A 26,648-nucleotide genomic window follows, 5' to 3' on the forward strand; every position below is an offset into this window, starting at 1 on the left:
GGCGCGCGGCCGCGCGCCCTACTCGTCCTCGATGCCCAGCTCTCGCAGCTTGCGCGTGATGGTGTTGCGGCCTATGCCCAGGCGCGAAGCCGCTTCCACGCGGCGGCCGCGGCTGGCGTCCAGCGCGCTTTGCAGCAGGATCTTCTCGAATTGGCGCGTCAGCGTGGCCATGACGGCGGGCTCGCCGCGTTCCAGTCGGTATTGCGCGTCGCGCAACAGGGAATCCTGCCAGTTGCGCGGTGAATCGACGCCCACGGGCGCCGCAACCTGCACCACAGTGCCCACGCCGGCCGTGGGCGCGGTCGGACGAATAAGAGCCGGGCTCGGCTGTTGCTGCTGCTCCATGGCGCGGATTTCCGGCGGCAGGTCGGCGCGCTCCACCGTCTGGCCGGGGGCCATCACCGTCAGCCAGTGGCAGAAGTTCTCCAGCTGACGCACGTTGCCCGGAAAATCGAACTTGGACAGCACGGCCAGGGCTTCCGGCGTCAGGCGCTTGACCGGCACCCCCAGCGCGCGGGCGCTGGCGGTCAGGAAATGGCCGGCCAGGGCCGGGATGTCCTCGACCCGCTCGCGCAAGGGCGGCAGGCGCAACCGGATCACATTCAGGCGATGGAACAAGTCCTCGCGGAACAGGCCTTGCTCCACGCGCTGCTCCAGCGGCTGGTGGGTGGCGGCGACGATGCGCACGTCGACGCGCACCGGCTGCGCGCCGCCCACGCGGTAGAAGCTGCCTTCGGCCAGCACGCGCAACAGGCGCGTCTGCAGCTCGATGGGCATGTCGCCGATCTCGTCCAGGAACAGCGTGCCGCCGTGCGCTTCCTCGAAGCGGCCGCGGCGCAGATTGTTGGCGCCGGTGAACGCGCCGCGTTCGTGGCCGAACAGCTCGGCCTCCAGCAGGTCGCGCGGGATGGCCGCCGCGTTCAGCGCCACGAAGGGGCCGCCGGCGCGCACGCCATGGCCATGCAGGGCGCGCGCCACCAGCTCCTTGCCGGTGCCGGACTCGCCCGTGATCAGCACGGTGACCTTGGATTGGGCCAGCCGGCCGATCGCCCGGAACACTTCCTGCATGGCGGTGGACGAGGACTGCGTCATCATCCAGCGCTCGTTGTTCTGCGCCGACTCGCCCTGCCCTTCAGGCCCTTCCGGCTGGGCTGACTCCTGCATGGCGCGCTGGATCAGCGCTACCGCCTCGTTCACGTCGAAAGGCTTGGCCAGGTAGTCGAACGCGCCGCCCTGAAAGGCGGATACGGTGCTGTCCAGGTCCGCGAACGCGGTCATCACGATCACGGGCAGGCCGGGCTGGCGTTCCTTCAGCTGGCGCAGCAGTTCCAGTCCGTTGCCGCCGGGCATGCGGATATCGGAAACCAACGCGGCAGGCATTTCCGCGGCCGGCTTGTCGCGCGCCAGCGCGTCCAGCACGTCAGCCGACTGGGAAAAGCTGCGGGTCGGAATCCCGGCGCGCGCCAGGGCTTTTTCCAGGACCCAGCGGATGGCCTGGTCATCGTCGACGATCCATACGGGTTTCATCAGAGTGCAGGCTCCATCGGAAGGACCAGGCGGAACTCGGTGCGGCCGGGCCGGGATTCAAATTCGATGATGCCGCCGTGCTGCTGCACGAAGTCCTGCGCCAGGCTCAGGCCCAGGCCGGTGCCTCCGGCCCGGGCCGTGACCAGCGGATGGAAGATGCGGTCGCGGATCTGATCCGGCACGCCGGGACCGTTGTCGATGATGGACAATTCCAGCGCCAGGCGGTGCTGCCGGTGGGCCAGCATCACCTGGCGCGCCACGCGCGTACGCAGCGTGATCACGCCGGGCTCGGTTTGCGGGCCTTGCGGCCGCGCCACCAGTTCCTGCGCGGCATTGCGGGCCACATTCAGGACGGCCTGCATCAGGCGGGCGGCGTCGCCCTTGAGGTCCGGCACCGAGGCGTCGTAGTCGCGCAGCAGCGTGACGTCGTTGCGGAACTCAGCCTGGATCAGCGCGCAGACACGTTCGCAGATTTCATGGATGTTGACCGGCCGCGCGTTCAGCGGCACACGTTGCGGGCCGCTCAGGCGGTCCACCAGCGCCTGCAGGCGGTCGGCTTCGGAAATGATGACCTGGGTGTACTCGGCCAGGGCCGCGCTGGGCAGCTCGGCTTCCAGCAGTTGCGCGGCGCCGCGCAGGCCGCCCAGGGGATTCTTGACTTCATGCGCGAGATTGCGCAGCAGTTCGCGGTGGGCCTCGATCTCGTCAACCAGCCGGTGGTTGCGGTCGGCCAGCACGCGTTGCTCGATCTCGCGGGTTTCTATCAGCACGGGCCAGCGCTGGCCCGTCAGCCCGACGGTCGTTACGGAAACTTCCACGGATTCGGCGGCGCGGCGCAACGAAGCCAGCTGCCTGACGTCGGCATAGCGTCCGGCGGCGGCGCGGTCGATGGAGGATTGGATGTTTTCCGGACTGTCGAACAGCGTGGCGGCGGATTGGCCGCCCAGTTGCTTGCGCGAGCGGCCGAACAGATCTTCGGCGGCCGCGTTGGCGTATTCGATATGACCGCGTGCGTTGACCAGGAAAACGGACGTGGCTAGCAAATCGAGAGCTTCTACATTCATTTTCTACATACCCGAATGTGAGGGGAAGGCGGAACGCGACGGCGGCGCCGGAACCGGCGGCGCTGCCCGCCGGGTGTCGCACCTGGCGGGCAGTACGTCGAACCGCGACCTGGAAGTGCGCGTGGTGCGGGCCCTGGTTTCTGCCTGCATCGCGCGACCTCCAGCTACAGCCTCAACGCATCAGAGGCTGTAGTACATGTCGAACTCGACCGGGTGCGGCGTCATGCGCAGACGGTTCACGTCGCCCATCTTGAGTTCGATGTAGGCGCTGAGCATGTCGTTGCTGAACACGCCGCCGCGGGTCAGGAACTCGCGGTCGTTGTCCAGGGCTTCCAGCGCCTGCTCCAGCGACGCGCAGACGGTCGGGATCTTGGCGTCTTCTTCCGGCGGCAGGTCGTACAGGTTCTTGTCGGCGGGATCGCCCGGGTGGATCTTGTTCTGCACGCCGTCCAGGCCGGCCATCATCAGGGCCGAGAAGGCCAGGTACGGGTTGGCCAGGGGGTCCGGGAAACGCGCTTCGACGCGGCGGCCCTTGGGGTTGCCGACGTACGGAATGCGGATCGAAGCCGAACGGTTGCGGGCCGAGTAGGCCAGCTTCACGGGCGCTTCGTAGTGCGGAACCAGGCGCTTGTACGAGTTGGTGCCGGGGTTGGTGATGGCGTTCAGCGCGCGGGCGTGCTTGATGATGCCGCCGATGTAGTACAGCGCGAATTCCGACAGGCCGGCGTAGCCGTTGCCCGCGAACAGGTTCTGGCCGTCCTTCCAGATGGATTGGTGGACGTGCATGCCGGAGCCGTTGTCGCCGACGATGGGCTTGGGCATGAAGGTGGCGGTCTTGCCGTAGGCGTGGGCCACGTTGTGGATCACGTACTTGACGATCTGCGTCCAGTCGGCGCGCTGCACCAGCGTGCTGAACTTGGTGCCGATTTCAAGCTGGCCGGCGCCGGCCACTTCATGGTGGTGCACTTCGACCGGCACGCCCATCTGTTCCATCAGCAGGCACATTTCCGAACGCATGTCCTGGAAGGAGTCGACCGGGGGCACGGGGAAGTAGCCGCCCTTGACGGTGGGACGGTGGCCGGTGTTGCCGCCTTCGAATTCCAGGCCCGAGGACCAGGGCGCTTCTTCCGACTTGATCTTGACGAAGGTGCCGGACATGTCGCTGTTCCAGGTCACGCCGTCGAAGACGAAAAATTCGGGTTCCGGACCGAAGTAGGCGGTGTCGCCCAGGCCGGAGGACTTCAGGTAGGCTTCGGCGCGCTTGGCCAGCGAACGCGGGTCGCGGTCATAGCCCTTCAGATCGGACGGTTCGACCACGTCGCACGACAGGATCAGGGTCGGCTCTTCGCGGAACGGATCCAGGTTGCCGGTGGACAGGTCGGGGATGAGCAGCATGTCGGAGGCTTCAATGCCCTTCCAGCCCGGGATCGACGAACCGTCGAAGGCCTGCCCGCTTTCCAGCTTGTCTTCGTCGATCTGGCTGATAGGCACGGACACGTGGTGCTCACGGCCAATCGTATCGGTGAAGCGGAAATCCACGAATTTGACTTCGTTGTCGGCGATCTGTTTCAGGACGTCTTTCGGGCTTGCCATGTCATCTCCATTAGATAAAAAGGTCGAGGGCTATGCCCGTCGACTGGCATAAAAGAGGGAAGCAATAAGCGTGCCAGGTTTTACCCCCGGGATTCCCCGGGGAAGGCAGCTGGGTCACGGGAAAATGTAGCACCATAATGGTGCAAAAAGTGGGGCATGCCAGCCCCACTATGGTGCATTCGCGCTACAGGAACATTTCCTGCAGGTCATTGAGGAAACTCCAGCCCAGCGGGGTGGCACGCAGGCGGGTGGGATCGGCGTCCAGCAGCCCGCGCTTGGTGGCTGCCTCCAATTGGTGCGCAATGGCGGCCAGGGACAGGCCTGTGCGCTCGTTGAAGGCGGTGGCGGCGACGCCGTCCTTCAGGCGCAAGGCATTCAGCATGAACTCGAACGGCAGCTCGTCCGGGCCGACCTGGCGGCTTTCGGCAATGTGGCTGCCGTCGCGCGCCATGGCCGCCTGCATCCAGGAGTCCGGACTGCGCAGCCGCGCCTCGCGCAGGATGCGGTCATGGAAGGACAGCTTGCCGTGCGCGCCCGGACCCAGGCCCAGGTAGTCGCCGAACTCCCAGTAATTCAGGTTGTGGCGGCAGCGGGCGCCGGGCTTGGCATAGGCCGAGACCTCGTAGCGCGCCAGCCCGGCTGCCGCCAGTTCGGTTTCCACCGCGTCCTGCATGGCCGCGCTGGTGTCGTCGTCGGGCAGGTCTTCGGGCGGGAACTTGGCGAAGACGGTGTTGGGCTCCATCGTCAGGTGGTAGAGCGACAGATGCTCGGTGCCGAAGGCCACCGCTTGCCGCAAGTCGGCCACACAGGCCTCCAGCGTCTGACCCGGCAAGGCGAACATCATGTCCAGGTTGACGCGCGCCGCCGCGCGCTGCGCCATCTCGATCGCCGCCCTCGCCTGGGCGCTGTCATGGATGCGGCCCAGCTTCTTCAGTTGTGCGTCGTCGAAACTCTGGATTCCCAGCGAGAACCGCGTCACGCCGCTGGCGGCATAGTCGCGGAAGCGCCCCGCCTCGGCGGTGCCGGGATTGGCTTCCATCGTGATCTCGGCGTCGGGCCACAGGTTCAGACAGGCGCGCAGCATCGCCAGCAGCTCGTCCAGGCCCTCGGACGACAGCAGGCTCGGCGTGCCCCCGCCGATGAAAACCGACACCACCTGCCGCCCCCAGATGGAAGGCAGCGCCTGTTCCAGGTCGCTGCGCAGGGCATCCAGATAGGCGCGTTCCGGAATCTCGCCCGGCGCCGCGTGCGAGTTGAAGTCGCAATAAGGGCATTTGCGCACGCACCAGGGCACGTGCACGTAGACCGACAGCGGCGGCAGGCTGGTCAGCGTGGCGCCGGCCGGCAGCTTCAGGCGCAACGGCTGCGCGCCCATGTCGTTGCGGATGGGAATGATGATGGACATGCGAAATTCCTGGACCGGGCGCCAAGCGGCGCCCTCGTCAAGCCTGGCTCAGCTTGCTCAATAGTTCGCGCAGTGCGCGGGCGCGGTGGCTCAGCCGGTTCTTTTCCTCGGGATCCAGGGCTGCGGCGGTCAGGGCCTGGCCGGGCAGGTAGAAATGCGGGTCATAGCCGAAGCCGTTGGCGCCTTCAGGCTGGTCGATGATCTCGCCGTGCCACAGGCCTTCGCCGATGAGCGGGCAGGGATCGTTCTCCGAACGCACCAGCGCCAGCACCGCCACGTACCAGGCGCTGCGGTCGGCCACGCCGGCCAGCTTGCGCACCAGCAGTTCGTTATTGGCCTGGTCGGATTTTTCGCCGCCATGCATCTTGGCGTAGCGCGCCGAATACACGCCGGGCGCGCCGTCCAGCGCCGCCACGCACAGGCCGGAATCGTCGGCCAGCGCGGGCAGTCCCGTCAGGCGGCTGGCATGGCGGGCCTTGGCCAGCGCGTTTTCGACGAAGGTGACGTGCGGCTCTTCGGCTTCAGGCACCCCCAGCTCGCCCTGGGGCACCAGTTCCATGCCCAGAGGCGCAAACAAGGCGGAAAACTCGCGCAGCTTGCCGGGATTGTTGGAGGCCAGCACGACGCGGCGCAGGGAATCGGGAATCTTGGGAGCAGTCATGGGCAAATTGTATAGGGCGCGGGCCCGCCGCGCCGCCGCGGGGCGGGATGCCCCCGCGCGCTTGAAGGATATGCCTTGGGCCGGGGTTGACAGTGATGCGTACCCTAATTGAATATGGCGCGCCCGTCGTCGACGCAACAACGCCGACATATTTTCTTGTCAATATGATCAAACTTGTCACTGATAGTATCTGAACCCACCGGCGATGGACCCCATTCACGCTTTGCCCCGGCCGGTAGCGGCCCGCGCGCCCTCATCTTCCCTGGACAGCGCGTCCGCGCACGTGAGCCTGGCCGGCATCCTGCGCGAACGGCTGCTGCGCCCGCGCTTCCAGCCCGTGGTCGACCTTTCGCACAGCCGCATCTACGGCCATGAAAGCCTGATCCGCGGCCCGGCCGACACTGCCCTGCACTTTCCCGACGCGCTGTTTGCCGAGGCCCGCCGCCAGGGCCTGCATCCGCAGCTGGAACTGGCCAGCTTTCGCGCTGGCGCCCAGGGCTTTCATCAGCACGACCCGGCCGGCATGCTGTTCCTGAACCTGTCCGGCTCGGCGCTGTTGCATTACTGGAGCCTGTGGGGCGAGGAAATGCCCCGGCGCCTGCTCAAAGATTGCTCGCTCGCGCCAACCAGCATCATCGTCGAACTGACCGAGCAGGATCCGTTGTCCGAGCACATGGCGGAGCTGTCCAGCGCCTTCGCCTGCCTGCGCGAGCACGGCATGCGCGTCGCGCTGGACGACTATGGCGTAGGCAATTCCAATCTGCAGCTCTGGGCCGAGATGCAGCCGGATCTGGTCAAGATAGACCGCTACTTCTTCGACGGCATCGGCCAGGACGAACGCAAGCAGAACATGGTGCGCGCCATCCTGAAGGTGGCGCAGCACCTGGGCACCACCATCGTCGCCGAAGGCATCGAAACCGCCGAGGACCTGGCCGTGGTGCGCGAGCTGGACATCCGCTACGCGCAAGGCTGGCTGCTGGGCCGGCCGGAGGAAATGCTGTTGACCGAGCTGGCGCCGCCGCTACGCGATTCGCTGCGGCAGCGGACGCCTGCGGCCCCGTTGCAGCGTGGCATGGGCGGCACCGCCGCCAGCCTGCGCGTCGAAGCGCCGGCAGTGCAATTGAGCGGACACACCAACGACGACGTGCACCGGCTGTTCATCGAGCACAAGGAGATGCATGCAGTGGCCGTGGTCGACGACGACAACCGCCCGGTCGGCATCATCAACCGCCGCGACTTCTCGGAACATTACGCCCAGCGCTATACGCGCGAACTGTTCGGACGCGACGCCTGCTCCACCTTCATGAATGCCGAGCCCGTGCTGGTGGACCTGCACGTCTCCATCGACCAGTTGAGCCACGTGCTGATCTCGGAAGACCAGCGCTACCTGATGGACGGCCTGATCATCACGCGCGAAGGCCGCTACGACGGGCTGGCCACCGGCGAAACGCTGGTGCGCTCGGTCACCGAAATGCGCATCGAGGCGGCGCGCTACGCCAATCCGCTGACCTCCCTGCCCGGCAACATTCCCATCAGCCGGCACATCGCCACGCTGCTGGAAGACGCGGACGACTTCACCGTCTGCTATGGCGACCTGAATAACTTCAAGCCCTTCAACGACGTCTACGGCTACTGGCGCGGCGACGACATGATCATGCTGACCGCCGAAGTCATCAAGCGCCATTGCGACCCGCAGCGCGACTTCGTTGGCCATGTGGGCGGCGACGACTTCGTGGTGCTGCTGCGCAGCCCCGACTGGATGGAGCGCACCCGCCGCATCATCGCGGAATTCAACGACCGCGCGATGGACCTGTACGACGACGAGGGCCGCCGCAACGGCGGGATCGAAGCGGAGGACCGCTACGGCGTGCCTCGCTTCTTTCCCTTCGTGACGCTGGGCGTGGGCGCCCTCACCGTCACGCCCTCCCTATGCGAGCGCATCCGCCCTGAGGACATCGCGTCGGCCGCCGCTCATGTCAAGCACAAGGTCAAGCACGGGAACCTGTCGCTGGTAGCCGAGCGCTACACCGGCGGCATCCTGCCGCAGCTCGACAGCTGAATCGTGTCCGGCCGCGCCAAAGGCCGGCTGGGCAATCTGGAACACCGCCACCGCCCGGCGCAAACCCTGCGCCTGGGCTTCCAGGGCGGCCGCCGCGGCGGCAGTCTGCTCCACCATGGCGGCATTCTCCTGCGTCGAGCGCTCGATGTCCGCCACCGCGTGGTTCACCGAGGCAATGCCGGCAGCCTGTTCAGCCGTGGCGCTGGAAATCTCGGCCACGATCTGCGTCACCCGATCCACCGACTGGACCATGTCGCGCATGGTATCGCCAGCCAGACTGACCTGACGCACGCCCGCCTGCACGCGCTCCGCGGAGTCCTCGATCAGGCCCTTGATCTCCTTGGCGGCCTGCGCACTGCGCTGGGCCAGCGAGCGCACTTCGCCCGCCACCACCGCAAAGCCCTTGCCTTGCTCACCCGCGCGCGCCGCTTCCACGGCGGCGTTCAGCGCCAGGATGTTGGTCTGGAAGGCGATGCTGTCGACCACGCCGACGATCTCGCCAATACGGCGTGCGCTCTCGGCGATGCCCTGCATGCTCTGCACCACTTCGTCGACCGCCGCGCCGCCGCGCTGCGCCAGCTTGGTGGCGCCCAACGCCTGGCGGCTGGCCAGGTCGGCGTTGCCCGCGGTCAGCTGCACCGTATGCGCCAGCTGCATCATGTTGGCCGACGCTTCCTGCAGCGAGCCCGCCTGGCGCGCGGTGCGGTCCGACATGTCCGCCCCGCCCGCGGCGATCTCGCCCGAGCCGGTATGGATTTCCTCGACGCCATGGCGCACCGAGGCGACGGCCGCCGACAGCCCCTTCTGCATGCGCCGCATGGCGCTGTAGAGGACGCCGATCTCGTTGTCGCCGCGCATGGCGATCGTACCGGTCAGGTCGCCGTCGGCGATGCGGTCGAAATGCGCGCCGGCCTCGTTCAGCGGCCGCAGGATGCTGCGGCGGAACGCCAGCCGGATCAGCACGGCCAAGAGCAGCACCAGCGCCAGCACGCCGGCCGCCACCGCGATCACCCGCTGCAACGTGAGGCTGGCGCTGGCGACTGCCGCCTGACCCTGGTCGCGGGCGTAGGTCTGGTAGGCGTCCGCCTGCTTGACGTAGGCGGCGCCGCTGCCCGGCAACACCTTGTCAACCAGGCGGTTCACCTCGATGCCGTTCCAGCCCTTGATCGCCGCATGCATGGGCGTCAGCGTCTTGTCCGCGAAGGCGGCATAGGCGGCCAGCACCCCTTCGAATAGCGGCGCGCCCCCGGCGCTGGCGTCGGGATTGGCGCGCAGGCGCGCCAGGCTGGCCGCGGCCTGCTTGAACAGCGCCTCGGCGTGCGCCAGGGACTCGTTGCGCGCCTCTTCCAGGCCGCCTTCCATCGCCGTCTTGGCATCCGTCAGCGCGGCGCGCGCCTGGAACAACCGGCTGGTCATGTCGGCCAGGTCGCCGGCCCGTTCGATGCTGCCCCGGCCCAGCGCTTCAATGTCCGCGCGGTTTTCCCGCAGCACCGAGATTCCCGCCGCCGCCGCCACCGCGAACAGCACCACGAACAACGCAAGAATGGCCGACAACGCCGTCGTGACCCTGATGTTTTTCCGCATATCAGTCCATACAAAACCTGCCGCCAGCGGCGGCGTTCGTAGCGATTATGGACACCCAGTTTGGCAATTTCTTGACACAACCCCGCCGCCCGGATGACAAACTCCCGTCACGAAACCGAACCCCGTATTAAGCAATTGTGAATTGGCAGGGCCCGCGGCTTGCGGCACATTCAACGCTGCACCGATCCATTACCCATATAGAAAACAGCAACATGCCCAACGCCTCCCACGCCTATCAGGACATCCGCGAAGCCGTGCGCGACCTCTGCGCCCAGTTCCCCTCCGAATATTTCCGCAAGGTCGACGAAGAACGCGGCTACCCCGAAGCCTTCGTCCGCGCGCTCACCGAGGCCGGCTGGCTGGCCGCGCTGATCCCGCAGGAATACGGCGGCTCCGGCCTGGGCCTGACCGAAGCGTCGGTCATCATGGAAGAAATCAACCGCAGCGGCGGCAACTCCGGCGCCTGCCACGGCCAGATGTACAACATGGGCACGCTGCTGCGCCACGGCTCCGAAGCCCAGAAGCGCGAATACCTGCCGCGCATCGCCGCAGGCGAACTGCGGCTGCAATCGATGGGCGTGACCGAACCCACCACCGGCACCGACACCACCAAGATCAAGACTACCGCTGTCAAGCGCGGCGACCGCTACGTCATCAATGGCCAGAAGGTCTGGATCTCGCGCGTACAGCACTCGGACCTGATGATCCTGCTGGCGCGCACCACGCCGCTGGACCAGGTCACGCGCAAGTCGGAAGGCATGTCCATATTCCTGGTGGACCTGCATCACGCCGTGAAGCACGGCATGGCTATCCGCCCGATCCCCAACATGGTCAACCACGAGACCAACGAGCTGTTCTTCGACAATCTGGAAATCCCCGAAGAAAACCTGATCGGCGAAGAAGGCAAGGGTTTCAAGTACATCCTGGACGGCCTGAACGCCGAACGCACCCTGATCGCCGCCGAGTGCATCGGCGACGGCTACTGGTTCGTCGACAAGGTCACCGCCTACGCCAAGGAGCGCATGGTGTTCGGCCGCCCCATCGGCCAGAACCAGGGCGTGCAGTTCCCCATCGCCCGCGCCCACATCAACGTCGAAGCCGCCAGCCTGATGCGTTACGAAGCCTGCCGCCTGTTCGACGCCCATGAGCCCTGCGGCGCCCAGGCCAACATGGCCAAGCTGCTGGCCGCCGATGCCTCCTGGGAAGCCGCCAACGCTTGCCTGCAGTTCCACGGCGGCTTCGGCTTCGCCACGGAATATGATGTGGAGCGCAAGTTCCGCGAAACCCGCCTGTACCAGGTCGCGCCGATCTCGACCAACCTGATCCTGTCCTACGTGGCCGAACACATCCTGGGCCTGCCCCGCTCCTTCTGATCGGATCCCGACATCAATGACCGTTGCCAAAGACACCCCGCACTTGAGCGCCGAGCTCGCGGCCTTTGCCGCCAACCTGCGCTATGAAGACATCCCGGCCCCGGTGCTGCGCCGCGCCGAGGACCTGCTGCTGGACTGCCTGGCCTCCATCCTGGCGGGCGCCTCCGCCCGCGCGGTCCAGGCCATCGACCGCTATGCCACCGCCATGGGCCCGGCCGACGGCCCCAGCGAAGTCCTGATCACCCGCCGCCGCACCACGCCGCTGTTCGCCGCCATGGTCAATGCTGCCGCTGCCCACGTGGTCGAGCAGGACGACGTGCACAACGGCTCCGTGTTTCACCCCGCGGCCGTGGTGTTCCCGCCGGCGCTGGCCGTGGCCCAGGCCTTGGGCCGTTCCGGTCGCGACCTGCTGGTCGCGGCCGTGGCGGGCTACGAAGTGGGGATCCGCGTCGGCGAATTCCTGGGCCGCTCGCACTACAAGATCTTCCACACCACCGGCACCGCCGGCACGCTGGCCGCCGCCGTCACCACCGGCCGGCTGCTCAATCTGTCCCCCGAGGAAATGCTGCACGCGTTGGGCTCTGCAGGCACGCAGGCAGCAGGTCTCTGGGAATTCCTGCGCGACGCCGCTGACTCCAAGCAACTGCATACCGCCAAGGCCGCGGCCGACGGCATCACCGCGGCCTATCTGGCGCGCGAAGGCTTCACCGGCGCGCGCCACATCCTGGAAGGCCCGCAAGGCATGGCCGCCGGCATGTCGACCGACGCAGACCCCAGCCGCCTGTGCGATCGGCTGGGCGAACGCTGGGCGCTGGCCGAGACCTCGTTCAAGTTCCACGCCTCCTGCCGCCACACCCATCCGGCGGCCGACGCGCTGCAACAGGCGCTGCGCGACAACAACCTGACCGAGGCCGACGTCGAACGGGTCGTGGCCCATGTGCATCAGGGCGCCATCGACGTGCTGGGTCCGGTGGTCAATCCGCAAACCGTGCACCAATCCAAGTTCTCGATGGGTACAGTCTTGGCGCTGATCGCCCGCCAGGGCCGCGCCGGCCTGGCGGAGTTCGACGCCGGCCTGGACGATCCCGGCGTGGCCACGTTCCGCGGCAAGGTCGACATGGAGCTGGACGCCGAAGTCGACGGCGCCTACCCCCAACGCTGGATCGGCAAGGTCACCGTCTACACGCGCGACGGCCGCAAGCTGCATGGCCGCGTCGACGAGCCCAAGGGCGATCCGGGCAACACTTTGAGCCGCGCGGAAATCGAGGACAAGACCCTAAGCCTGGGCCGCTACGCGGACGCCGCCACCGAGCAGGAGCTGCGCCGGCTGATCGCGGCGATCTGGAATCTGGAGCAGGCGGAGAAGCTGGAAGCGCTGCTGCCGCGGGCCTGATGCCAGCAGAGGCTGCTCGACGGGTTGGCCGGATTGAGTCCGTCCAACCCGTTATTTTTTGGCGCTGATCAGGCCAGCGCCGCGCGCTGTTCACGCACCAGGCCGGCGATGCCGCCTTCGGCCAGCACCAGCATCGTGTCCAGTTCCGCGCGGGTGAAGGTGGCGCCCTCGCCCGTGCCCTGCACTTCCACGAAGGCGCCGCTGCCGGTCATGATGACGTTCACGTCCGCGTCGCAGGCCGAGTCTTCCTCGTAATCCAGGTCCAGCACCGCGCGGCCCTGCACCAGGCCGACCGACACCGCCGCCACCGCGTCGCGTATCGGGTTCGCGGCCAGATCGCCGCGCTTCATCAGCAAGGCGATGGCGTCAGAGGCCGCCACCCAGGCGCCGGTGATGCTGGCGCAGCGCGTGCCGCCGTCGGCCTGCAGCACGTCGCAGTCCAGATGCAGGGTGCGCTCGCCCAGCGCCTTCATGTCGAACACCGCACGCAGGCTGCGGCCGATCAGGCGCTGGATTTCCTGCGTACGGCCGCTCTGCTTGCCGCGCGCGGCCTCGCGATCGCCACGGGTATGGGTGGCCCGCGGCAACATGCCGTATTCAGCCGTTACCCAGCCTTCCCCCTTGCCCTTCAGAAAAGGCGGTACCTTCTCCAATACGCTGGCCGTGCACAGCACGTGGGTGTTGCCAGCCTTCACCAGTACCGAACCTTCGGCGTAGCGCGTGAATCCGCGCTCCAGGCTGAACGGCCGCAATTCGTCGACGGTGCGGCCCGAAGGACGGGCGATGGCGGGGGTAGTGGTCACAGGCAGACTCCAGACGTGGCTTAGATCCGCCGCATTGTACGGGGTGCCGCCGCAGGAAACCGCCGCTTGGAGTATCCTGCCGCGATGTAACCGGTACAAACACAAGGTCCGCGCCGAAATACCGGCTGGCGCGGGCTGGGCCGTAACCGGTTCCCAATAAAAAGCATTACCAGGACACGCACATCATGATTCGCAGCATGACCGCTTTCGGCAACGCCCGCGCAGATCTCGAGCAAGGCACGCTTGCGCTCGAATTCCGCAGCGTCAACAGCCGCTTTCTCGACCTCTATTTCCGACTGCCCGACGAATTGCGCCACGTCGAAACGCCGCTGCGCGAACTGCTGACCGCCAACCTGGCGCGCGGCAAGGTCGAGATCCGCGTCTCCTACACGCGCAACGCCAGCACTGACCTGTCCAAGCTGGAGCCGGCCTGGCTCGAAAGCCTGGCCGAACAGTTGCAGGCGGCGCGCCGCATCCTCCCGGACATCGCCGCCCCGCGCCTGGTGGAACTGTTCAACTGGCCCGGCCAGCGCGCCAACGACGCCCTCGACCCGCAAGTCTGGGGCGCCGCCTGCCTGCAGGCCGCGCAGCAAGCGCTGACCCAGCTGCAGGAAGGCCGCGAACGCGAAGGCGAACGCCTGGCCGGCATGATGCGCGAATGCGCCGACGGCGTGGCGCGCATCGTCGAACTGGTGCAGGCACACCTGCCCCAACTGCTGGCCGACCACCGCGACAAGCTGGCTTCCAAGCTGCGCGAAAGCGTGGAATCCGCCTTCCCCGGCGGCTTCACCCACATTTCCGGCGCGGAACTGTCGGAACGCCTGTCGCAGGAAGCCAACCTGTTCGCGCTGCGCATCGACGTGGCCGAAGAACTATCCCGCCTGCGCTCGCACCTGGAAGAACTGCGCCATTTGCTGGGCGACGGCGGCGGCAAGCAAGCCTCCGGCAAGAAGAACGCCGGCAGCGCAGGCAAGCGTCTGGACTTCCTGTTCCAGGAAATGAACCGCGAAGCCAACACCCTGGGCTCCAAGGCCGGCAGCATGGAAGTCACCCGCGCAGCCATGGACTTGAAGCTGCTGATCGAGCAGATGCGGGAACAGGCGCAGAACATCGAGTAGCGGGATATGCGGCGGCGCCTCTGAGTGGGCGCCGGATCCTGGCGCAAAAAAACAGCCCTTACCTGCTGGATGGATGATCCAGCAGGTAAGGGCTGTTTTTCGTCTGGTTTTTGAGATGAGAGAAGCCGGGCAACCGTCCACATCAGTTGATATAGCCCACTACCGCGCTTGCCACCTGAGGCGCGTCGTTAGGTCAACATCTACATGGACGGACATCATGAAAGTGATCCGCGCCTTGGGACTCAAATTGCATGCGGAGATTGAACACGCTTGAGAGACTTGCGCAGGCCGCATCCTTGACCGCGGCCCGCACAGGAGCAGCGCCCATGACGGCCTGCTCGTCGCCCGCGCGCCCCTCATCTCGCCTCGCCCGCCGCCGGCTCCCCCCGCAGCGCTGAATCCAGATACGCACTGCGCGCCCGCGCATCCGGGAAATGCATGTCGCGGTAGTTCACGAAGCGCGAGCCGCGCGCCAGCCGGTAGCCGGCCCAGATCAGCAGGAACAGCGGAATCCCGATATAGGTCGCGACCACCCCGCCCCAATCGATCCTGTCCTGCAGGAACGCCTGGTAGTTCTGCCCCAGGGTGATGACCAGGCACAGCACGAAGGCGAAGATCGGCCCGAACGGAAAGAACGGCGATACATAGGGCAGATCGGCCAGGTTGTGGCCCTGCTTCACGTAGCCGCGGCGAAAGCGGTAGTGGCTGATGGCGATGCCCAGCCAGGCGATGAAGCCGGTCATGCCGGAAGTGTTCAGCAGCCAGATATATACCGCATTGGGACTGAAGATGAAGGTAAAGAAACACAGCGCCGCCACGACCGTCGTCGCCAGCAGCGCCCACAGCGGCACGCCGCTGCGCGAGATGCGGCCGAAGATGCGCGGCGCCTTGCCTTCACGGGCCAGGCTGTAGAGCATGCGCGTGGCTGCGTACATGCCGGAGTTGCCCGCGGACAATACCGACGTCAGCACCACCGCGTTCATGACCGAAGCCGCTCCCAGCAGACCGGCGCGTTCGAAGATCAGGGCGAAGGGGCTGACGCTGATGTCCTCGACCTCGTTGCGCAGCAGATGCGGATCGGTATACGGAATCAGCAGGCCGATGACCAGGATGGCCGCCACGTAGAACAGCAGGATGCGCCAGAACACCTGGCGCACCGCGCGCGGCAGGTTGCGCGCCGGATCCTTGGATTCGCCCGCGGCGATGCCGATCAGCTCGGTGCCCTGGAACGAAAAGCCCACCACCATCGCCACGCCGATCAGCGCCGCGAAGCCGCCCGAGAAAGGCGCGTCGCCCACCGTCCAATTGGCCAGGCCGCCGGTCTCCCCGCCGCGGATGATGCCCAGCAGCATCATCACGCCCATGGCCACGAACGCCAGCACGGCGACCACCTTGATCAGCGCGAACCAGAACTCCGCCTCGCCGAAGCCGCGCGCCGACATGGCGTTCAGGCCGAACGTGATCGCCAGGAACAAGGCGCTCCAATAGAACCCAGGCACGTCCGGAAACCAATAGGCCATGACGAGCTGCGCCGCCACCAGGTCAACGGCCACCGTAACCGCCCAGTTGTACCAATAGTTCCAGCCCAGGGCGAAGCCGAAGCCGTCCTCGACATAGCGCGCGCCGTAAGTGGAGAAGGATCCCGAAACCGGCATGGCGGCGGCCAGCTCGCCCAGGCTGGTCATCAGGAAATAAACCATGATGCCGATCAGCACATAGCCCAGCAGCGCGCCGCCAGGGCCGGCCTTGGCGATGGTCGCGCCCGAGGCCACGAATAGCCCGGTGCCGATCGACCCGCCTACCGCGATCATGGTCAGGTGGCGCGCGGACAGCGTGCGGCGCAGCTCGGAAGGCCGTTCCGCCTCCGTCTTGCGCGTGCCGCCTGAGCGACGTTCATCGTGTTCCGATGGTGCCAAAATGCGTTTCCTTCAGGTCATGAAGGCACCCGCGCCACGCGCCAGGTGCCTGGGGATTTCCAAGCAACCGGCGAGAATAGCGCAAGAGACCCCATCCGGCGAAATCGCGGGGCCTCAGGGACGGATCAATCAGACTATTGGAACGCCGTTTCCATGAAGGTGCGCAGCTTGCGCGAATGCAGGCGTTCCGGCGGCATGTCGCGCAGCCGCTCCAGCGCGCGGATGCCGATTTCCAGATGCTGGTTCACCTGCCGGCGATAGAACGCGCTGGCCATGCCGGGCAGCTTCAGCTCGCCATGCAAAGGCTTGTCCGACACGCACAGCAAGGTGCCGTAGGGGACGCGGAAACGGAAGCCGTTGGCCGCGATGGTGGCGGACTCCATGTCCAGCGCAATGGCGCGGGACTGCGCAAAGCGCTCCACCAGCTCCAGGTGGTCGCGCAGCTCCCAGTTGCGGTTGTCGATGGTGGCGACGGTACCCGTGCGCATGATGCGCTTCAGATCCCAGCCCGACAGGCCCGCCACTTCTTCGACCGCCTGTTCCAGCGCCACCTGCACCTCGGCCAGCGCCGGCACCGGCACCCAGGTAGGCAGGTCGGCATCCAGCACGTGGTCCTCGCGCACATAGCCATGCGCCAGCACGTAGTCGCCCAGGCGCTGTGAATCGCGCAGGCCGGCGCAGTGGCCCAGCATCAGCCAGGCATGCGGGCGCAGTACGGCGATATGGTCGGTAATCGTCTTGGCGTTGGACGGGCCCACGCCTATGTTCACCAGCGTGATGCCGGAATGGTCGCCGCGCACCAGGTGATACGCCGGCATCTGCGGCAGGCGGACAGCCTGGTCCTCGTCGCCCGGGCCGCTTTCGCCGCGGCGCGTGATGCGGTTGCCCGGCTCCACCAGCATGTCGTAGTCTTCGTTGCCGCTGGCCATCAACGCGCGGGCGCGGGCGCAGAATTCGTCCACGTAGAACTGGTAGTTGGTGAACAGCACGAAGTTCTGGAAGTGCGCCGGCGCGGTCGAGGTGTAGTGCTGCAGGCGGTGCAGCGAATAGTCCACGCGCTGGGCGGTGAACGGCGCCAGCGGCTTGGGCTCGCCCTCTTTGCCGCGCCAGGAGCCGTTGACGATGGCGTCGTCCGTTACCGCCAGGTCTGGCACGTCGAACAGGTCGCGCAAGGGCCGCTTGAGGGCTTCAAGGTGCTCGCCTTCGACATAGGCGCCCTCGGGGAAGGCGAAATGCAGCGGGATGGGCGAATCGGACTCGCCGACTTCCACCGCCACGCGGTGATTCTGCAGCAGCTGACCCACCTGCTCTATCAGATAGTCGCGGAACAGCGCGGGCTGGGTGATGGTGGTCTGGTAGACACCCGGCTCGGCCACGTGGCCATAGGACAGCCGCGTGTCGATCGGGTCATAGGTCTCCACCACGATGCGGATGGCCGGGTAGTAGGCGCGGGCGCGCTCGCGGCCGTTGGTCGAGCCTTTCAGCACTTCGCGGAAGGCGGCGCGCAGGAAAGCGGTGTTGCGCGCATAGATTTCGATCAGGCGCTCCACCGCCGCCACCGCATCCTGGAACGGTTCGAAGGGCAAGGCCTCTGGCCGGCTCATGGAAGACAAAGGGTGCACTGCGTTCATCATCGAGCTTTACTCCGCTTCTCATCTTATCTGTTTCAGCGGCCGCTGCCCGGCTTGCCGTGCCGTGGGGCCGATGGCGACGATTATGCACGAGCCAGCGCAAGATGAAGTGTCATATTCGGCCCCCGCGAACGGCGCGCGCCGGTAATGTCTGCCGACAAGAATGCTGCATTGCACTACAAATGTAATGAAACATTATTCCATTACAATCATGTGGCAATCCGGGATTCCGTGCCCGGGTGTTGCCCTCTTTCCGCCGGCTTGCCTGTCCAGGCAAAGCCATGCCGCCCACTCCGATTCTTGAAGTGACGTAATGACGCCGCCCACGCGAAAAGCCCGAACTGCCCAACTGCGCATACCCGTATTCCTGTCAGCGCCCATCATCGCCCTGACGCTCTCCTGGATCCCCGACGCCGCCCAGGCGTCCATCCGCCCCGAGCCGGCCCGCCCCTCGCTGACCGGCCTGCGCCTGGCGCAGGAACCCACCGTCCCCACCCTGCGCGACCGGGTCGTGCAAGCCGGCCTGGAAGCAATCGGCACCCCCTATAGCTGGGGCGGCGACGACGCCGATGGTTTCGATTGCAGCGGACTGGTCCTGCATGTCTTCCGCGAAATCGCCGGCCTGGAATTGCCGCGCACGGCCCGCGCCCAGCGCACCGCCGGCGAATCCGTCGCCAACAAGCAGGCGCTGCGCCCTGGCGACCTGGTGTTCTTCGCCACGCGCGGCCGCGGCGTGACCTCGCACGTCGGCATCTATATCGGCCAGAACAAGTTTGTCCACGCCCCGCGCCGCGGCACCAAGGTGCGTGTCGATGAAATGAAGAATCCGTACTGGACCAAGCGCTACGTCGGCGCGCGACGCTACCTGGATATGCAGCCGGGCCAGATGCTGGCCCAGGCCTCCGCGCCCTGACGAAAAAAAGGCGCGCTTGCAGCGCGCCACGGGGGCGGCACCACAGCCTGCCGCGGCCAGTCCTTGATGGACGCGCCGCCGCAGGCTGAGCGCGTTTCAGCCCCGGCCCACGAAGGGCATATTGGTCGCCATGATGGTCATGAACTGCACATTGGCTTCCAGCGGCAGGCGCGCCATGGCGGCAACCGCCTGCGCCACGTGCGCCACGTCCATGCGCGGCTCCACCTTGGTGCTGCCATCGGCCTGCAGGATGCCTGCCGCCATGCGCTCGGTCATGTCGGTGGCGGCGTTGCCGATGTCGATCTGGCCGCAAGCGATGTTGTAGGGCCGGCAATCCAGCGAAATCGACTTGGTCAAGCCGGTCACCGCATGCTTGGTGGCCGTGTAGGCAATGGAGAACGGGCGCGGTGCATGCGCCGAGATCGAACCGTTATTGATGATGCGGCCGCCGCGCGGGTTCTGCGCCTTCATCACGCGGATGGCGGCCTGCGCGCACAGGAACATGCCGGTCAGGTTGGTGTCGACCACCTCGCGCCAGACAGCGACGGGCAATTCCTCGATCGGCATCGCCGGCGCGCCGCGTCCGGCATTGTTGAACAGCACATCCAGCCGGCCGTATTCGCGCTGCGCCGCGTCGAAGAGTTCGCGCACGGCCTGCTCGTCCGACACATCCGTGGGCACCACCAGCGCCCGCACGCCGTCCTCGCCCGCCGCGGTGCGGGTCGCTTCCAGCGGTTCGCGGCGACGGCCGGCCAACACGACCCGATAACCTTGCGCCAGGAATTCCAGCGCCACTGCGCGGCCTATGCCGGTACCCGCGCCGGTGACCAGCGCCACGCGCGGGTGTTCGATGTCGTTCGCTTGCATCGGATTCTCCTTGTTATCGATCGGCGAAATGCTACCCGAATCATTCTGGCGATGCTGCAAGCGAAGGTTCCAGCCGTGACACTTACGCAGCCGTCACACGCAAGCAAAAATTACGCGGCAAGGCGGCCCGCCGGAAAGCTGGATACGAGGCTTTTTTCCGCCAGCGCACGCGCCTCGCGCCCGCCTGCGCACGCGGCTTGGCTCCACGCATTTTCCACGGCAGCCTGGAGCGCGACGCCTGCCACCGAATCGATAATCTCGTGTTGATCCGTCACAAGTCTTTATATAATTCCTGGAAATTAGCTTATTACCAAAAGTCCAATGACACCTATGGAGCAGCATCCATGACCCCACGGTCCCTGACTGGCGCACTCGTCCTGGGCGCGCTTTATGCCGCCTCGGCCGGGGCCCAAGGCGCGCCTGACGGCAAGCAGATCAGCACCCAGGGCGCGAATGGCGCGCCCGCCTGTATCACCTGCCACGGCGCTCGTGGCGAGGGCAATCCGGCCGCGGGCTTTCCGCAACTGGCCGGCATGGGCAACGCCTATCTGGAAGAACAGCTCGAAGCCATGGCCAACGGTTCGCGTGTCAGCCCCGTCATGGCCGCCACCGCCAAGGCGCTGGATCCGGCGCAGCGCAAGGCCGTGGCGCAGTATTACGCCTCGCTGCCTTCGGTGCTGGATACCGACAAGCTCGCCGCCACCGCCATGCATCCGGCCAAGCCGGCCGACACCGGCGCCTGGCTGGCCACCCGCGGCGCCTGGGACAAGAACGTGCCGGCCTGTAATCAGTGCCACGGACCGGGCGGCATCGGCGTTGGCGCGAATTTCCCCGCCCTGGCTGGCCAGCCCGCCGCCTACATCGCGGGCCAACTGCGCGCCTGGCAACAAGGCCAGCGTCCGCCGGGTCCGCTGGGCCTGATGCCGGCCGTGGCTACCCGCCTCTCCAGCGCCGAGATCGATGCCGTGTCCACCTACTACGCGGGCCTGCCCAAGGCCGCCGACCAGCTTGCCGCGCAAGCCCAGACCACCGCGGGAGCCCAGCAATGATGACCGCCATCCGCCTGCTGTCCGCGGCCGCCTGCCTGTTCGCGTCCACCGTCGTGTCGGCGGCCGACCCGCGTCCGCCCTTCACCCCGCCATCCGCGGCATCCATCCCGGACAACGATTTCGGTAAGGCCGTACGCGAAGGCGAACAGATCTTCCTGCATACACCACAAAAGGCCAGCAAGTTCGTCGGCAACGACCTGAACTGCGCCAGTTGCCACCTGGACGCTGGCCGCCGCGCCGATTCCGCGCCGATGTGGGCGGCTTATGTGCTGTACCCGGCGTATCGCGCCAAGAACGGCCACGTCAATACCCTGGCCGAGCGCCTGCAAGGCTGCTTCCGCTTCAGCATGAATGGCAAGGCGCCTGCCGCCGACGATCCCACGCTGACCGCCCTGCAGACCTATATGTTCTGGCTGGCCAGCAAGGCTCCCACCGGGGTAGTGCTGGAAGGCCAGGGTTACCGCAAATTGCCGCCGCCCGCCCGGAAGGCGGACTACGTGCGCGGCAGCGAGGTCTATGCGCAGTATTGCGCCGTCTGCCACGGCGCCGCGGGCCAGGGCCAGAAGAACGGCAAGCACTGGGTGTTCCCCGCGCTGTGGGGTGCGGACTCCTTCAACTGGGGCGCGGGCATGCACCAGATCGGCAATGCCGCCGGCTTCATCAAGGCCAATATGCCGCTCGGGCAGGCCGGCATGCTGAGCGACCAGGAAGCCTGGGATGTTGCCTACTTCATGAACGCGCATGAACGTCCGCAGGACCCGCGCTACACCGAGTCGGTCGCCGCGACCCGCGCCAAGTACCACGACTCCGACGACTCGCTGTACGGCATCGAGGTCAACGGCCACCTGCTGGGCAGCGACTCCCCGGCGCCCGGCGGCAAGCTGACCCAGGCCGCCGCCCGCGCTGGAGGCTGAGTCCGGCGTCCGCAGATCACGCGGCCGGGCTGCGGGTTTCCCCCCTGCCCGGCCGTGCGATTTGTTATTCTTCGTGTCTCAGCATCACACGCCTGCCACATTCATGTCCGCCAATCCCGGAAACGTCTTCATGGTCGTCGCGCCCAGCGGCGCCGGCAAGTCCAGCCTGGTCAAGGCCTTGCTCCAGCAAGACCCCTCCATCCTGCTCTCCATTTCCTGCACCACCCGCGCGCCCCGCCCCGGCGAAGAAGACGGCCGCGAATACCGCTTCGTGTCTCCGGAAGAATTCAAGCTCCTGCGCGAAGGCAACAACCTGCTGGAATGGGCGGAAGTGCATGGCAATTTCTATGGCACACCGCGGGACCGCATCGACGAAGCGACCCGCGCCGGCCGCGACGTACTGCTGGAAATCGATTGGCAAGGCGCCCGCCAGGTTAAGCAGCGCTTCCCCGGCGCGATCGGCGTGTTCGTGCTGCCGCCGTCCATCGATGAACTCGAAAGCCGGCTCAAGGCGCGCGGCCAGGACGCGCCCCAGGTGATCGCGCGCCGCCTGATGGCTGCGGGCGGCGAAATCGCCCACGCGCCTGAATGCGAATATGTTATTATTAATCAAGAATTTAGCGTGGCCTTGTCGGAACTGACTCAAATAGTTAGCGCCGCGCGGCTGCGCTTTTCGTCTCAGGCCGCCCGTCACAGCCAGTTGTTCTCGCAACTGGGCATCCCGGCCGAGCACTGAGTCGAACGCATTCTCCCTATCCTCCATCAGCACCAGGTGTCCTAATGGCTCGCATTACCGTCGAAGACTGTCTGAATCAAATCCCCAATCGTTTCAAGCTCACGCTGGCCGCCACCTACCGCGCCCGCGAGTTGGCGCAAGGCCATGCCCCGCGCCTGGACAGCAAAGACAAGCCCACGGTCACTGCCCTGCGCGAAATCGCGGGCGGCCTCACCGGCGTGGAAATGCTGCGTAAAGTACCCACCTGATAATTTCCGGGGGCGGCAAGCATGGCTTTTCCCGGGCTGAAGTACGCTTCATCAGGTCTGCTTGCCGCGCTACGTGCCGGCTCCCGTCTCGGGCGCCGCACGGGCAAGAAAGACAAGACTCTCCCCACGCCACCGTCCGTCGCCGCGCAAGAAGCGGCGGACGCGACCGCCTCGCCGGTCGCATCGCTGGCGCCGCTGACCGAAATCATCGGCAGCTATCTCGACAAGAAAGACGTAGAGCGCGTGCGCGAGGCCTATCGCTTCGCGGACCAGGCGCACCTGGGCCAGTTCCGCGCCAGCGGCTCGCCCTACATCTCTCATCCCATCGCCGTCACCGAAATCTGCGCAGGCTGGAAGCTCGACGTCAACGCGTTGTCCGCCGCCCTGCTGCACGACGTGATGGAAGACCAGGGCATCGCCAAGCACGAACTGGCCGAGAAATTCGGCCCTGAAGTCGCCGAACTGGTCGATGGCCTGTCCAAGCTGGACCGCCTGGACTTCGCCACCAAGGCCGAACAGCAGGCCGAAAGCTTCCGCAAGATGCTGCTGGCGATGGCGCGCGACGTGCGCGTCATCCTCATCAAGCTGGCCGACCGCCTGCACAATATGCGCACGCTGGACGCGGTCAATCCGGAAAAGCGCCGCCGCATCGCGCGCGAAACCCTGGACATCTACGCGCCCATCGCACACCGCCTGGGCCTGAACCTGCTGTTCCGCGAACTGCAGGACCTGTGCTTCGCGGCCATGTACCCGAACCGCTACCAGGTGCTGTACAAGGCCGTGCTGGCCGCGCGCGGCAACCGCCGCGAAGTCATCACCAAGATCGCCGATTCAGTGCGGGCTTCGCTGCCCGCCGCCGGCATCGAAGCCGAGGTCACCGGCCGCGAAAAGACGCTCTACGGCATCTACCGCAAGATGGTCGACCAGAAGAAGTCTTTTTCCGACGTCCTGGACATCTACGGTTTTCGCGTCATCGTGCACACCTTGCCCGAATGCTACCTGGCCCTGGGCACGCTGCATCAGCTCTACCGGCCCGTGCCAGGCAAGTTCAAGGACTACATCGCCATTCCCAAGGTGAACGGCTACCAGTCCCTCCATACGACCCTGGTCGGCCCCTACGGCACGCCCGTGGAGTTCCAGTTCCGCACACGCGACATGCATCATGTGGCGGAAGAAGGCGTGGCCTCGCACTGGCTGTACAAGGGCGCGGACCTGACCCTGAACGACCTGCAGAAGCGCACCCACCAGTGGCTGCAGTCACTGCTGGACATCCAGAGCCAGACCGGCGACTCCGGCGAATTCCTGGAGCACGTCAAGGTCGACCTCTTCCCCGACGCGGTCTACGTGTTCACGCCGCGCGGCAAGATCATTTCTCTGCCTCGCGGCGCCACGCCGGTGGACTTCGCCTACGCGATCCACACCGACATCGGCAACCAGGCGGTGGCCGCCAAGGTAAACGGCGAATTCGTACCGTTGCGCACGGAGCTGAATAGCGGCGACACGGTGGAAATCGTCACCTCGCCCGCCTCCCGTCCCAACGCGCAGTGGCTCAACTACGTGCGCACCGGGCGGGCGCGTTCCGAAATCCGCCATTACCTGCGCACGGTCAAGTACGAAGAATCGGTGGCCTTTGGCGAGCGCCTGCTGGGCCAGGCGCTGCAGGAACTGCACATGCCGTTGCCCGCCACCGACGACCCGGCCTGGCAGAAGCTGGCGCGCAGCACCGGCGCCAGCTCGCGCGAGGAAATCCTGGCCGACATCGGCCTGGGCAAGCGCCTGGCTGCCGTGGTGGCGCGCCGTTTCGCGCCCGAGCACCAACTGGTGGCGACCACGGCCGCGGCGGTGGACGAACTGACCTCGGCGCGCAGCGCCCCCATCCTGATCCAGGGTAATGAAGGCCAGGCCGTACAGTTGGCGCCTTGCTGCGGCCCCCTGCCTGGCGACCCCATCATCGCCGGCATGCGCATGGGACACGGGCTGGTGGTGCATACCGCCGACTGCCCGGTGGCGACGCGCCAGCGCCTGCGCGAGCCGGAACGCTGGATCAATGTCGCCTGGGACGCCCACACCGCCAAGCACCTGGCCACGCGCCTGGACATCGTCACGCGTAACGAGCGCGGCGTGCTGGGACGGCTGGCCGCGGAAGTCACGGCGGCCGATGCCAACATCGTGCACGTCACCATGCACGACGACGCGGTCGCCACGGTGTCGTTGCATCTTACGATCCAGGTCGACAGCCGCAAGCACCTGGCGCAGGTCATCCGCGCCATCCGCCATGTGCCGCAGGTGCAGAAGATCGTGCGCGTGAAGGGCTGAAACGCAAAGCCGGCGTGCAGGGCTGAACCCAGCCCTGCACGCTGCGCTCAAGTCACGTGCTGCAGGAAATCCTTGAGCCGCTGGCTGGGCGGATTGCTCAGCAACTCGCCGGGCGGCCCGTCATGGGCGATCTTGCCGGCGTCTATGAAGATCAGCCGGCTGCCCACCTTGCGCGCGAACTCCATCTCATGCGTGACCACCACCATGGTCATGCCCTCCTCGGCCAGGTCGCGCATCACCTTGAGGACCTCGTGGCGCAGCTCCGGGTCCAGCGCCGACGTGGGCTCATCGAACAGCATCAGCTTGGGCTTGATGGCCAGCGCCCGCGCGATCGCCACGCGCTGCTGCTGGCCGCCGGACAGCTCCGACGGATAGTGGTTCATGCGCTCGGCCAGGCCGACCTTGGTCAGCAAGCTCTCGGCCAACTCGCGCGCTTCCGCGCGGCTCTGCCCGCGCGTATGCACCGGGCCGAACATGACGTTTTCCAGCGCGGTCATCTGCGGGAACAGGTTGAACTGCTGGAACACCATGCCCGCTTCACGCCGGATCTCGCGCACCTGCGCCGCCCCGCCGTTCACGCTCAGGCCATCGACCAGCAAGTCGCCGCCATTGATGGTTTCAAGCACGTTGATGCAGCGCAGGAAGGTGGACTTGCCGGAGCCCGACGGCCCGACCACCACCACGACTTCGCCCGCGTCGATGTTCAGCGAGATGCCGTCAAGCACCATGGACTCGCCGAAGTTCTTGGTGACGTTGTGGAATTCGACCATGCTCATAGTATGCGCATCCTTCTTTCAACCAGATGCAGGGCCAGCGCCATGAGGCCGGTCAGGATCAGGTAAACGATCGCCACCGCCGACCAGATCTCGACGGCGCGGAAATTGCTGGCCATGATTTCCTGCCCCTGGCGGGTCAGCTCGGCCACGCCGATCACGATGAAGAGCGACGAATCCTTGAGGCTGATGATGCACTGGTTGCCCAGCGGCGGAATCATGCGGCGAAACGCCACCGGCCCGATGATGTGAAAGAGGATCTTGTGGAACGGCAACCCCATGGCCTGGCCGGCTTCCTTCAGGCCCTTGTGCACCGACAGCAGCGCGCCGCGCACGATTTCAGAGATATAGGCCCCGGAATTGATGACGAGCGTGACGATCGCGGCCCATTCCGCATCCACCCGAATGTTCGCCAGCAGGGGCAAGGCGAAATAGATGAACATCACCTGCACCACGATGGGCGTGCCGCGGATGACGGCGACGTAGACCTGCGCGATGGCCGACAGCACGGGATGCCCGTAAGCCCGCGTCACGCCAGACAGCGCGCCCAGCAGGAAGCCGCCGAACAGGCCCCAGAACGTGATCTTGATGGTCATCAGCGTACCCTCGAGCAGATTGGGTAGCGCGTCCTTGATTACAGTCCAGTCAAACTCCACGATATTCCCCCTATGGCGCAGCGCCGCGGCATGGCACGGCGGAAGCGGC

The 26,648-nt window shown here is 66.3% G+C and carries 21 protein-coding genes and 1 pseudogene; 10 read left to right on the forward strand and 12 right to left on the reverse strand.

All coding sequences use genetic code 11. The annotated features are described in order from the left end of the window. Positions 1 to 18: 18 nt before the first annotated feature. The 5 genes from ntrC to rdgB all read right to left on the reverse strand — a co-directional run bounded on the left by ntrC (position 19) and on the right by rdgB (position 6,250). A complete protein-coding gene (gene ntrC, locus VIR09_RS23670) occupies positions 19 to 1,527 on the reverse strand; it encodes a nitrogen regulation protein NR(I) (protein ID WP_332015064.1) in 1,509 nt (502 codons plus the stop codon). After that, positions 1,527 to 2,591: a nitrogen regulation protein NR(II) gene (gene glnL, locus VIR09_RS23675; RefSeq protein ID WP_013393981.1), complete on the reverse strand. Its 1,065-nt coding sequence runs from the start codon at positions 2,589 to 2,591 to the stop codon at positions 1,527 to 1,529. The genes ntrC and glnL overlap by 1 nt, the downstream gene beginning before the upstream one ends. 180 nt (positions 2,592 to 2,771) lie before the next feature. After that, positions 2,772 to 4,184 carry a type I glutamate--ammonia ligase gene (gene glnA / locus VIR09_RS23680; RefSeq protein WP_332015065.1) on the reverse strand — a complete coding sequence of 471 codons (1,413 nt, stop codon included), beginning with the start codon at positions 4,182 to 4,184 and terminating at the stop codon, positions 2,772 to 2,774. A gap of 184 nt (positions 4,185 to 4,368) precedes the next feature. Next, entirely contained in the window at positions 4,369 to 5,589 is a 1,221-nt protein-coding gene (hemW, locus tag VIR09_RS23685) for a radical SAM family heme chaperone HemW (protein ID WP_332015066.1), read from the reverse strand. A 37-nt stretch (positions 5,590 to 5,626) separates the two neighbouring features. Further along, the gene (gene rdgB, locus VIR09_RS23690) at positions 5,627 to 6,250 is read right to left on the reverse strand and encodes an RdgB/HAM1 family non-canonical purine NTP pyrophosphatase (RefSeq protein WP_332015067.1); all 624 of its coding nucleotides are present in this window, start codon (positions 6,248 to 6,250) and stop codon (positions 5,627 to 5,629) included. 205 nt (positions 6,251 to 6,455) lie between these two features. On the opposite strand from rdgB, the gene VIR09_RS23695 reads away from it, so the two are divergent. Continuing rightward, positions 6,456 to 8,309, forward strand: coding sequence for an EAL domain-containing protein (locus VIR09_RS23695; RefSeq protein WP_332015068.1), 1,854 nt, complete (start codon positions 6,456 to 6,458; stop codon positions 8,307 to 8,309). A 150-nt stretch (positions 8,310 to 8,459) separates the two neighbouring features. Here VIR09_RS23695 and VIR09_RS23700 read toward each other — a convergent pair. Then, positions 8,460 to 9,893: pseudogene (locus tag VIR09_RS23700) on the reverse strand (methyl-accepting chemotaxis protein); the annotation flags it as partial. A 212-nt stretch (positions 9,894 to 10,105) separates the two neighbouring features. Here VIR09_RS23700 and VIR09_RS23705 point away from each other — a divergent pair. Both VIR09_RS23705 and VIR09_RS23710 read left to right on the forward strand, forming a co-directional pair. After that, complete coding sequence (locus tag VIR09_RS23705; protein ID WP_013393987.1) at positions 10,106 to 11,266, forward strand: acyl-CoA dehydrogenase family protein; 1,161 nt, start codon at positions 10,106 to 10,108, stop codon at positions 11,264 to 11,266. Between the two features lie 16 nt (positions 11,267 to 11,282). Continuing rightward, positions 11,283 to 12,659 (forward strand): MmgE/PrpD family protein, encoded by a 1,377-nt coding sequence (locus VIR09_RS23710; RefSeq protein WP_332015069.1) that lies wholly within the window; start codon positions 11,283 to 11,285, stop codon positions 12,657 to 12,659. Between the two features lie 68 nt (positions 12,660 to 12,727). On the opposite strand, the gene rph is transcribed toward VIR09_RS23710, so the two are convergent. Continuing rightward, complete coding sequence (gene rph / locus VIR09_RS23715) at positions 12,728 to 13,462, reverse strand: ribonuclease PH (RefSeq protein ID WP_332015070.1); 735 nt, start codon at positions 13,460 to 13,462, stop codon at positions 12,728 to 12,730. Between the two features lie 185 nt (positions 13,463 to 13,647). Here rph and VIR09_RS23720 point away from each other — a divergent pair, with 185 nt between their 5' ends. Then, positions 13,648 to 14,580 (forward strand): YicC/YloC family endoribonuclease, encoded by a 933-nt coding sequence (locus tag VIR09_RS23720; protein ID WP_013393990.1) that lies wholly within the window; start codon positions 13,648 to 13,650, stop codon positions 14,578 to 14,580. Positions 14,581 to 14,936: 356 nt separating this feature from the next. On the opposite strand, the gene VIR09_RS23725 is transcribed toward VIR09_RS23720, so the two are convergent. Together VIR09_RS23725 and VIR09_RS23730 are read right to left on the reverse strand one after the other, a co-directional pair. After that, positions 14,937 to 16,496 (reverse strand): amino acid permease, encoded by a 1,560-nt coding sequence (locus VIR09_RS23725; protein WP_332015071.1) that lies wholly within the window; start codon positions 16,494 to 16,496, stop codon positions 14,937 to 14,939. A 134-nt stretch (positions 16,497 to 16,630) separates the two neighbouring features. Further along, positions 16,631 to 18,130 (reverse strand): AMP nucleosidase, encoded by a 1,500-nt coding sequence (locus tag VIR09_RS23730; protein WP_414639458.1) that lies wholly within the window; start codon positions 18,128 to 18,130, stop codon positions 16,631 to 16,633. 310 nt (positions 18,131 to 18,440) lie between these two features. Between VIR09_RS23730 and VIR09_RS23735 the strand changes: the two genes are divergently transcribed. After that, entirely contained in the window at positions 18,441 to 19,040 is a 600-nt protein-coding gene (locus tag VIR09_RS23735; protein WP_332015073.1) for a C40 family peptidase, read from the forward strand. A gap of 96 nt (positions 19,041 to 19,136) precedes the next feature. Here the strand turns inward: VIR09_RS23735 and VIR09_RS23740 are convergent, their stop codons facing one another. Then, a complete protein-coding gene (locus VIR09_RS23740; protein ID WP_332015074.1) occupies positions 19,137 to 19,907 on the reverse strand; it encodes an SDR family oxidoreductase in 771 nt (256 codons plus the stop codon). A 344-nt stretch (positions 19,908 to 20,251) separates the two neighbouring features. Here VIR09_RS23740 and VIR09_RS23745 point away from each other — a divergent pair, with 344 nt between their 5' ends. From VIR09_RS23745 to VIR09_RS23765, 5 genes are all read left to right on the forward strand, one after another. Further along, positions 20,252 to 20,956, forward strand: coding sequence for a c-type cytochrome (locus VIR09_RS23745; protein ID WP_332015075.1), 705 nt, complete (start codon positions 20,252 to 20,254; stop codon positions 20,954 to 20,956). Then, the gene (locus VIR09_RS23750; RefSeq protein ID WP_414639459.1) at positions 20,953 to 21,870 is read left to right on the forward strand and encodes a c-type cytochrome; all 918 of its coding nucleotides are present in this window, start codon (positions 20,953 to 20,955) and stop codon (positions 21,868 to 21,870) included. Before VIR09_RS23745 ends, VIR09_RS23750 begins: the two co-directional genes overlap by 4 nt. Before the next feature lie 103 nt (positions 21,871 to 21,973). Next, entirely contained in the window at positions 21,974 to 22,606 is a 633-nt protein-coding gene (gene gmk, locus VIR09_RS23755) for a guanylate kinase (RefSeq protein ID WP_332015076.1), read from the forward strand. Positions 22,607 to 22,650: 44 nt separating this feature from the next. Beyond that, entirely contained in the window at positions 22,651 to 22,854 is a 204-nt protein-coding gene (rpoZ, locus tag VIR09_RS23760) for a DNA-directed RNA polymerase subunit omega (protein WP_006219679.1), read from the forward strand. A gap of 21 nt (positions 22,855 to 22,875) precedes the next feature. Continuing rightward, positions 22,876 to 25,170: a bifunctional (p)ppGpp synthetase/guanosine-3',5'-bis(diphosphate) 3'-pyrophosphohydrolase gene (locus VIR09_RS23765; RefSeq protein WP_332015077.1), complete on the forward strand. Its 2,295-nt coding sequence runs from the start codon at positions 22,876 to 22,878 to the stop codon at positions 25,168 to 25,170. Positions 25,171 to 25,217: 47 nt separating this feature from the next. Here VIR09_RS23765 and glnQ read toward each other — a convergent pair whose 3' ends face one another. Together glnQ and glnP are read right to left on the reverse strand one after the other, a co-directional pair. After that, positions 25,218 to 25,946: a glutamine ABC transporter ATP-binding protein GlnQ gene (glnQ, locus tag VIR09_RS23770; protein ID WP_332015078.1), complete on the reverse strand. Its 729-nt coding sequence runs from the start codon at positions 25,944 to 25,946 to the stop codon at positions 25,218 to 25,220. Continuing rightward, positions 25,943 to 26,599 carry a glutamine ABC transporter permease GlnP gene (gene glnP / locus VIR09_RS23775; protein ID WP_332015081.1) on the reverse strand — a complete coding sequence of 219 codons (657 nt, stop codon included), beginning with the start codon at positions 26,597 to 26,599 and terminating at the stop codon, positions 25,943 to 25,945. Before glnP ends, glnQ begins: the two co-directional genes overlap by 4 nt. Between the last annotated feature and the right edge of the window lie 49 nt (positions 26,600 to 26,648).

Origin of the sequence: Achromobacter sp., assembly GCF_036567245.1 — a bacterium.
Taxonomy (GTDB): Bacteria; Pseudomonadota; Gammaproteobacteria; order Burkholderiales; family Burkholderiaceae_B; genus Achromobacter.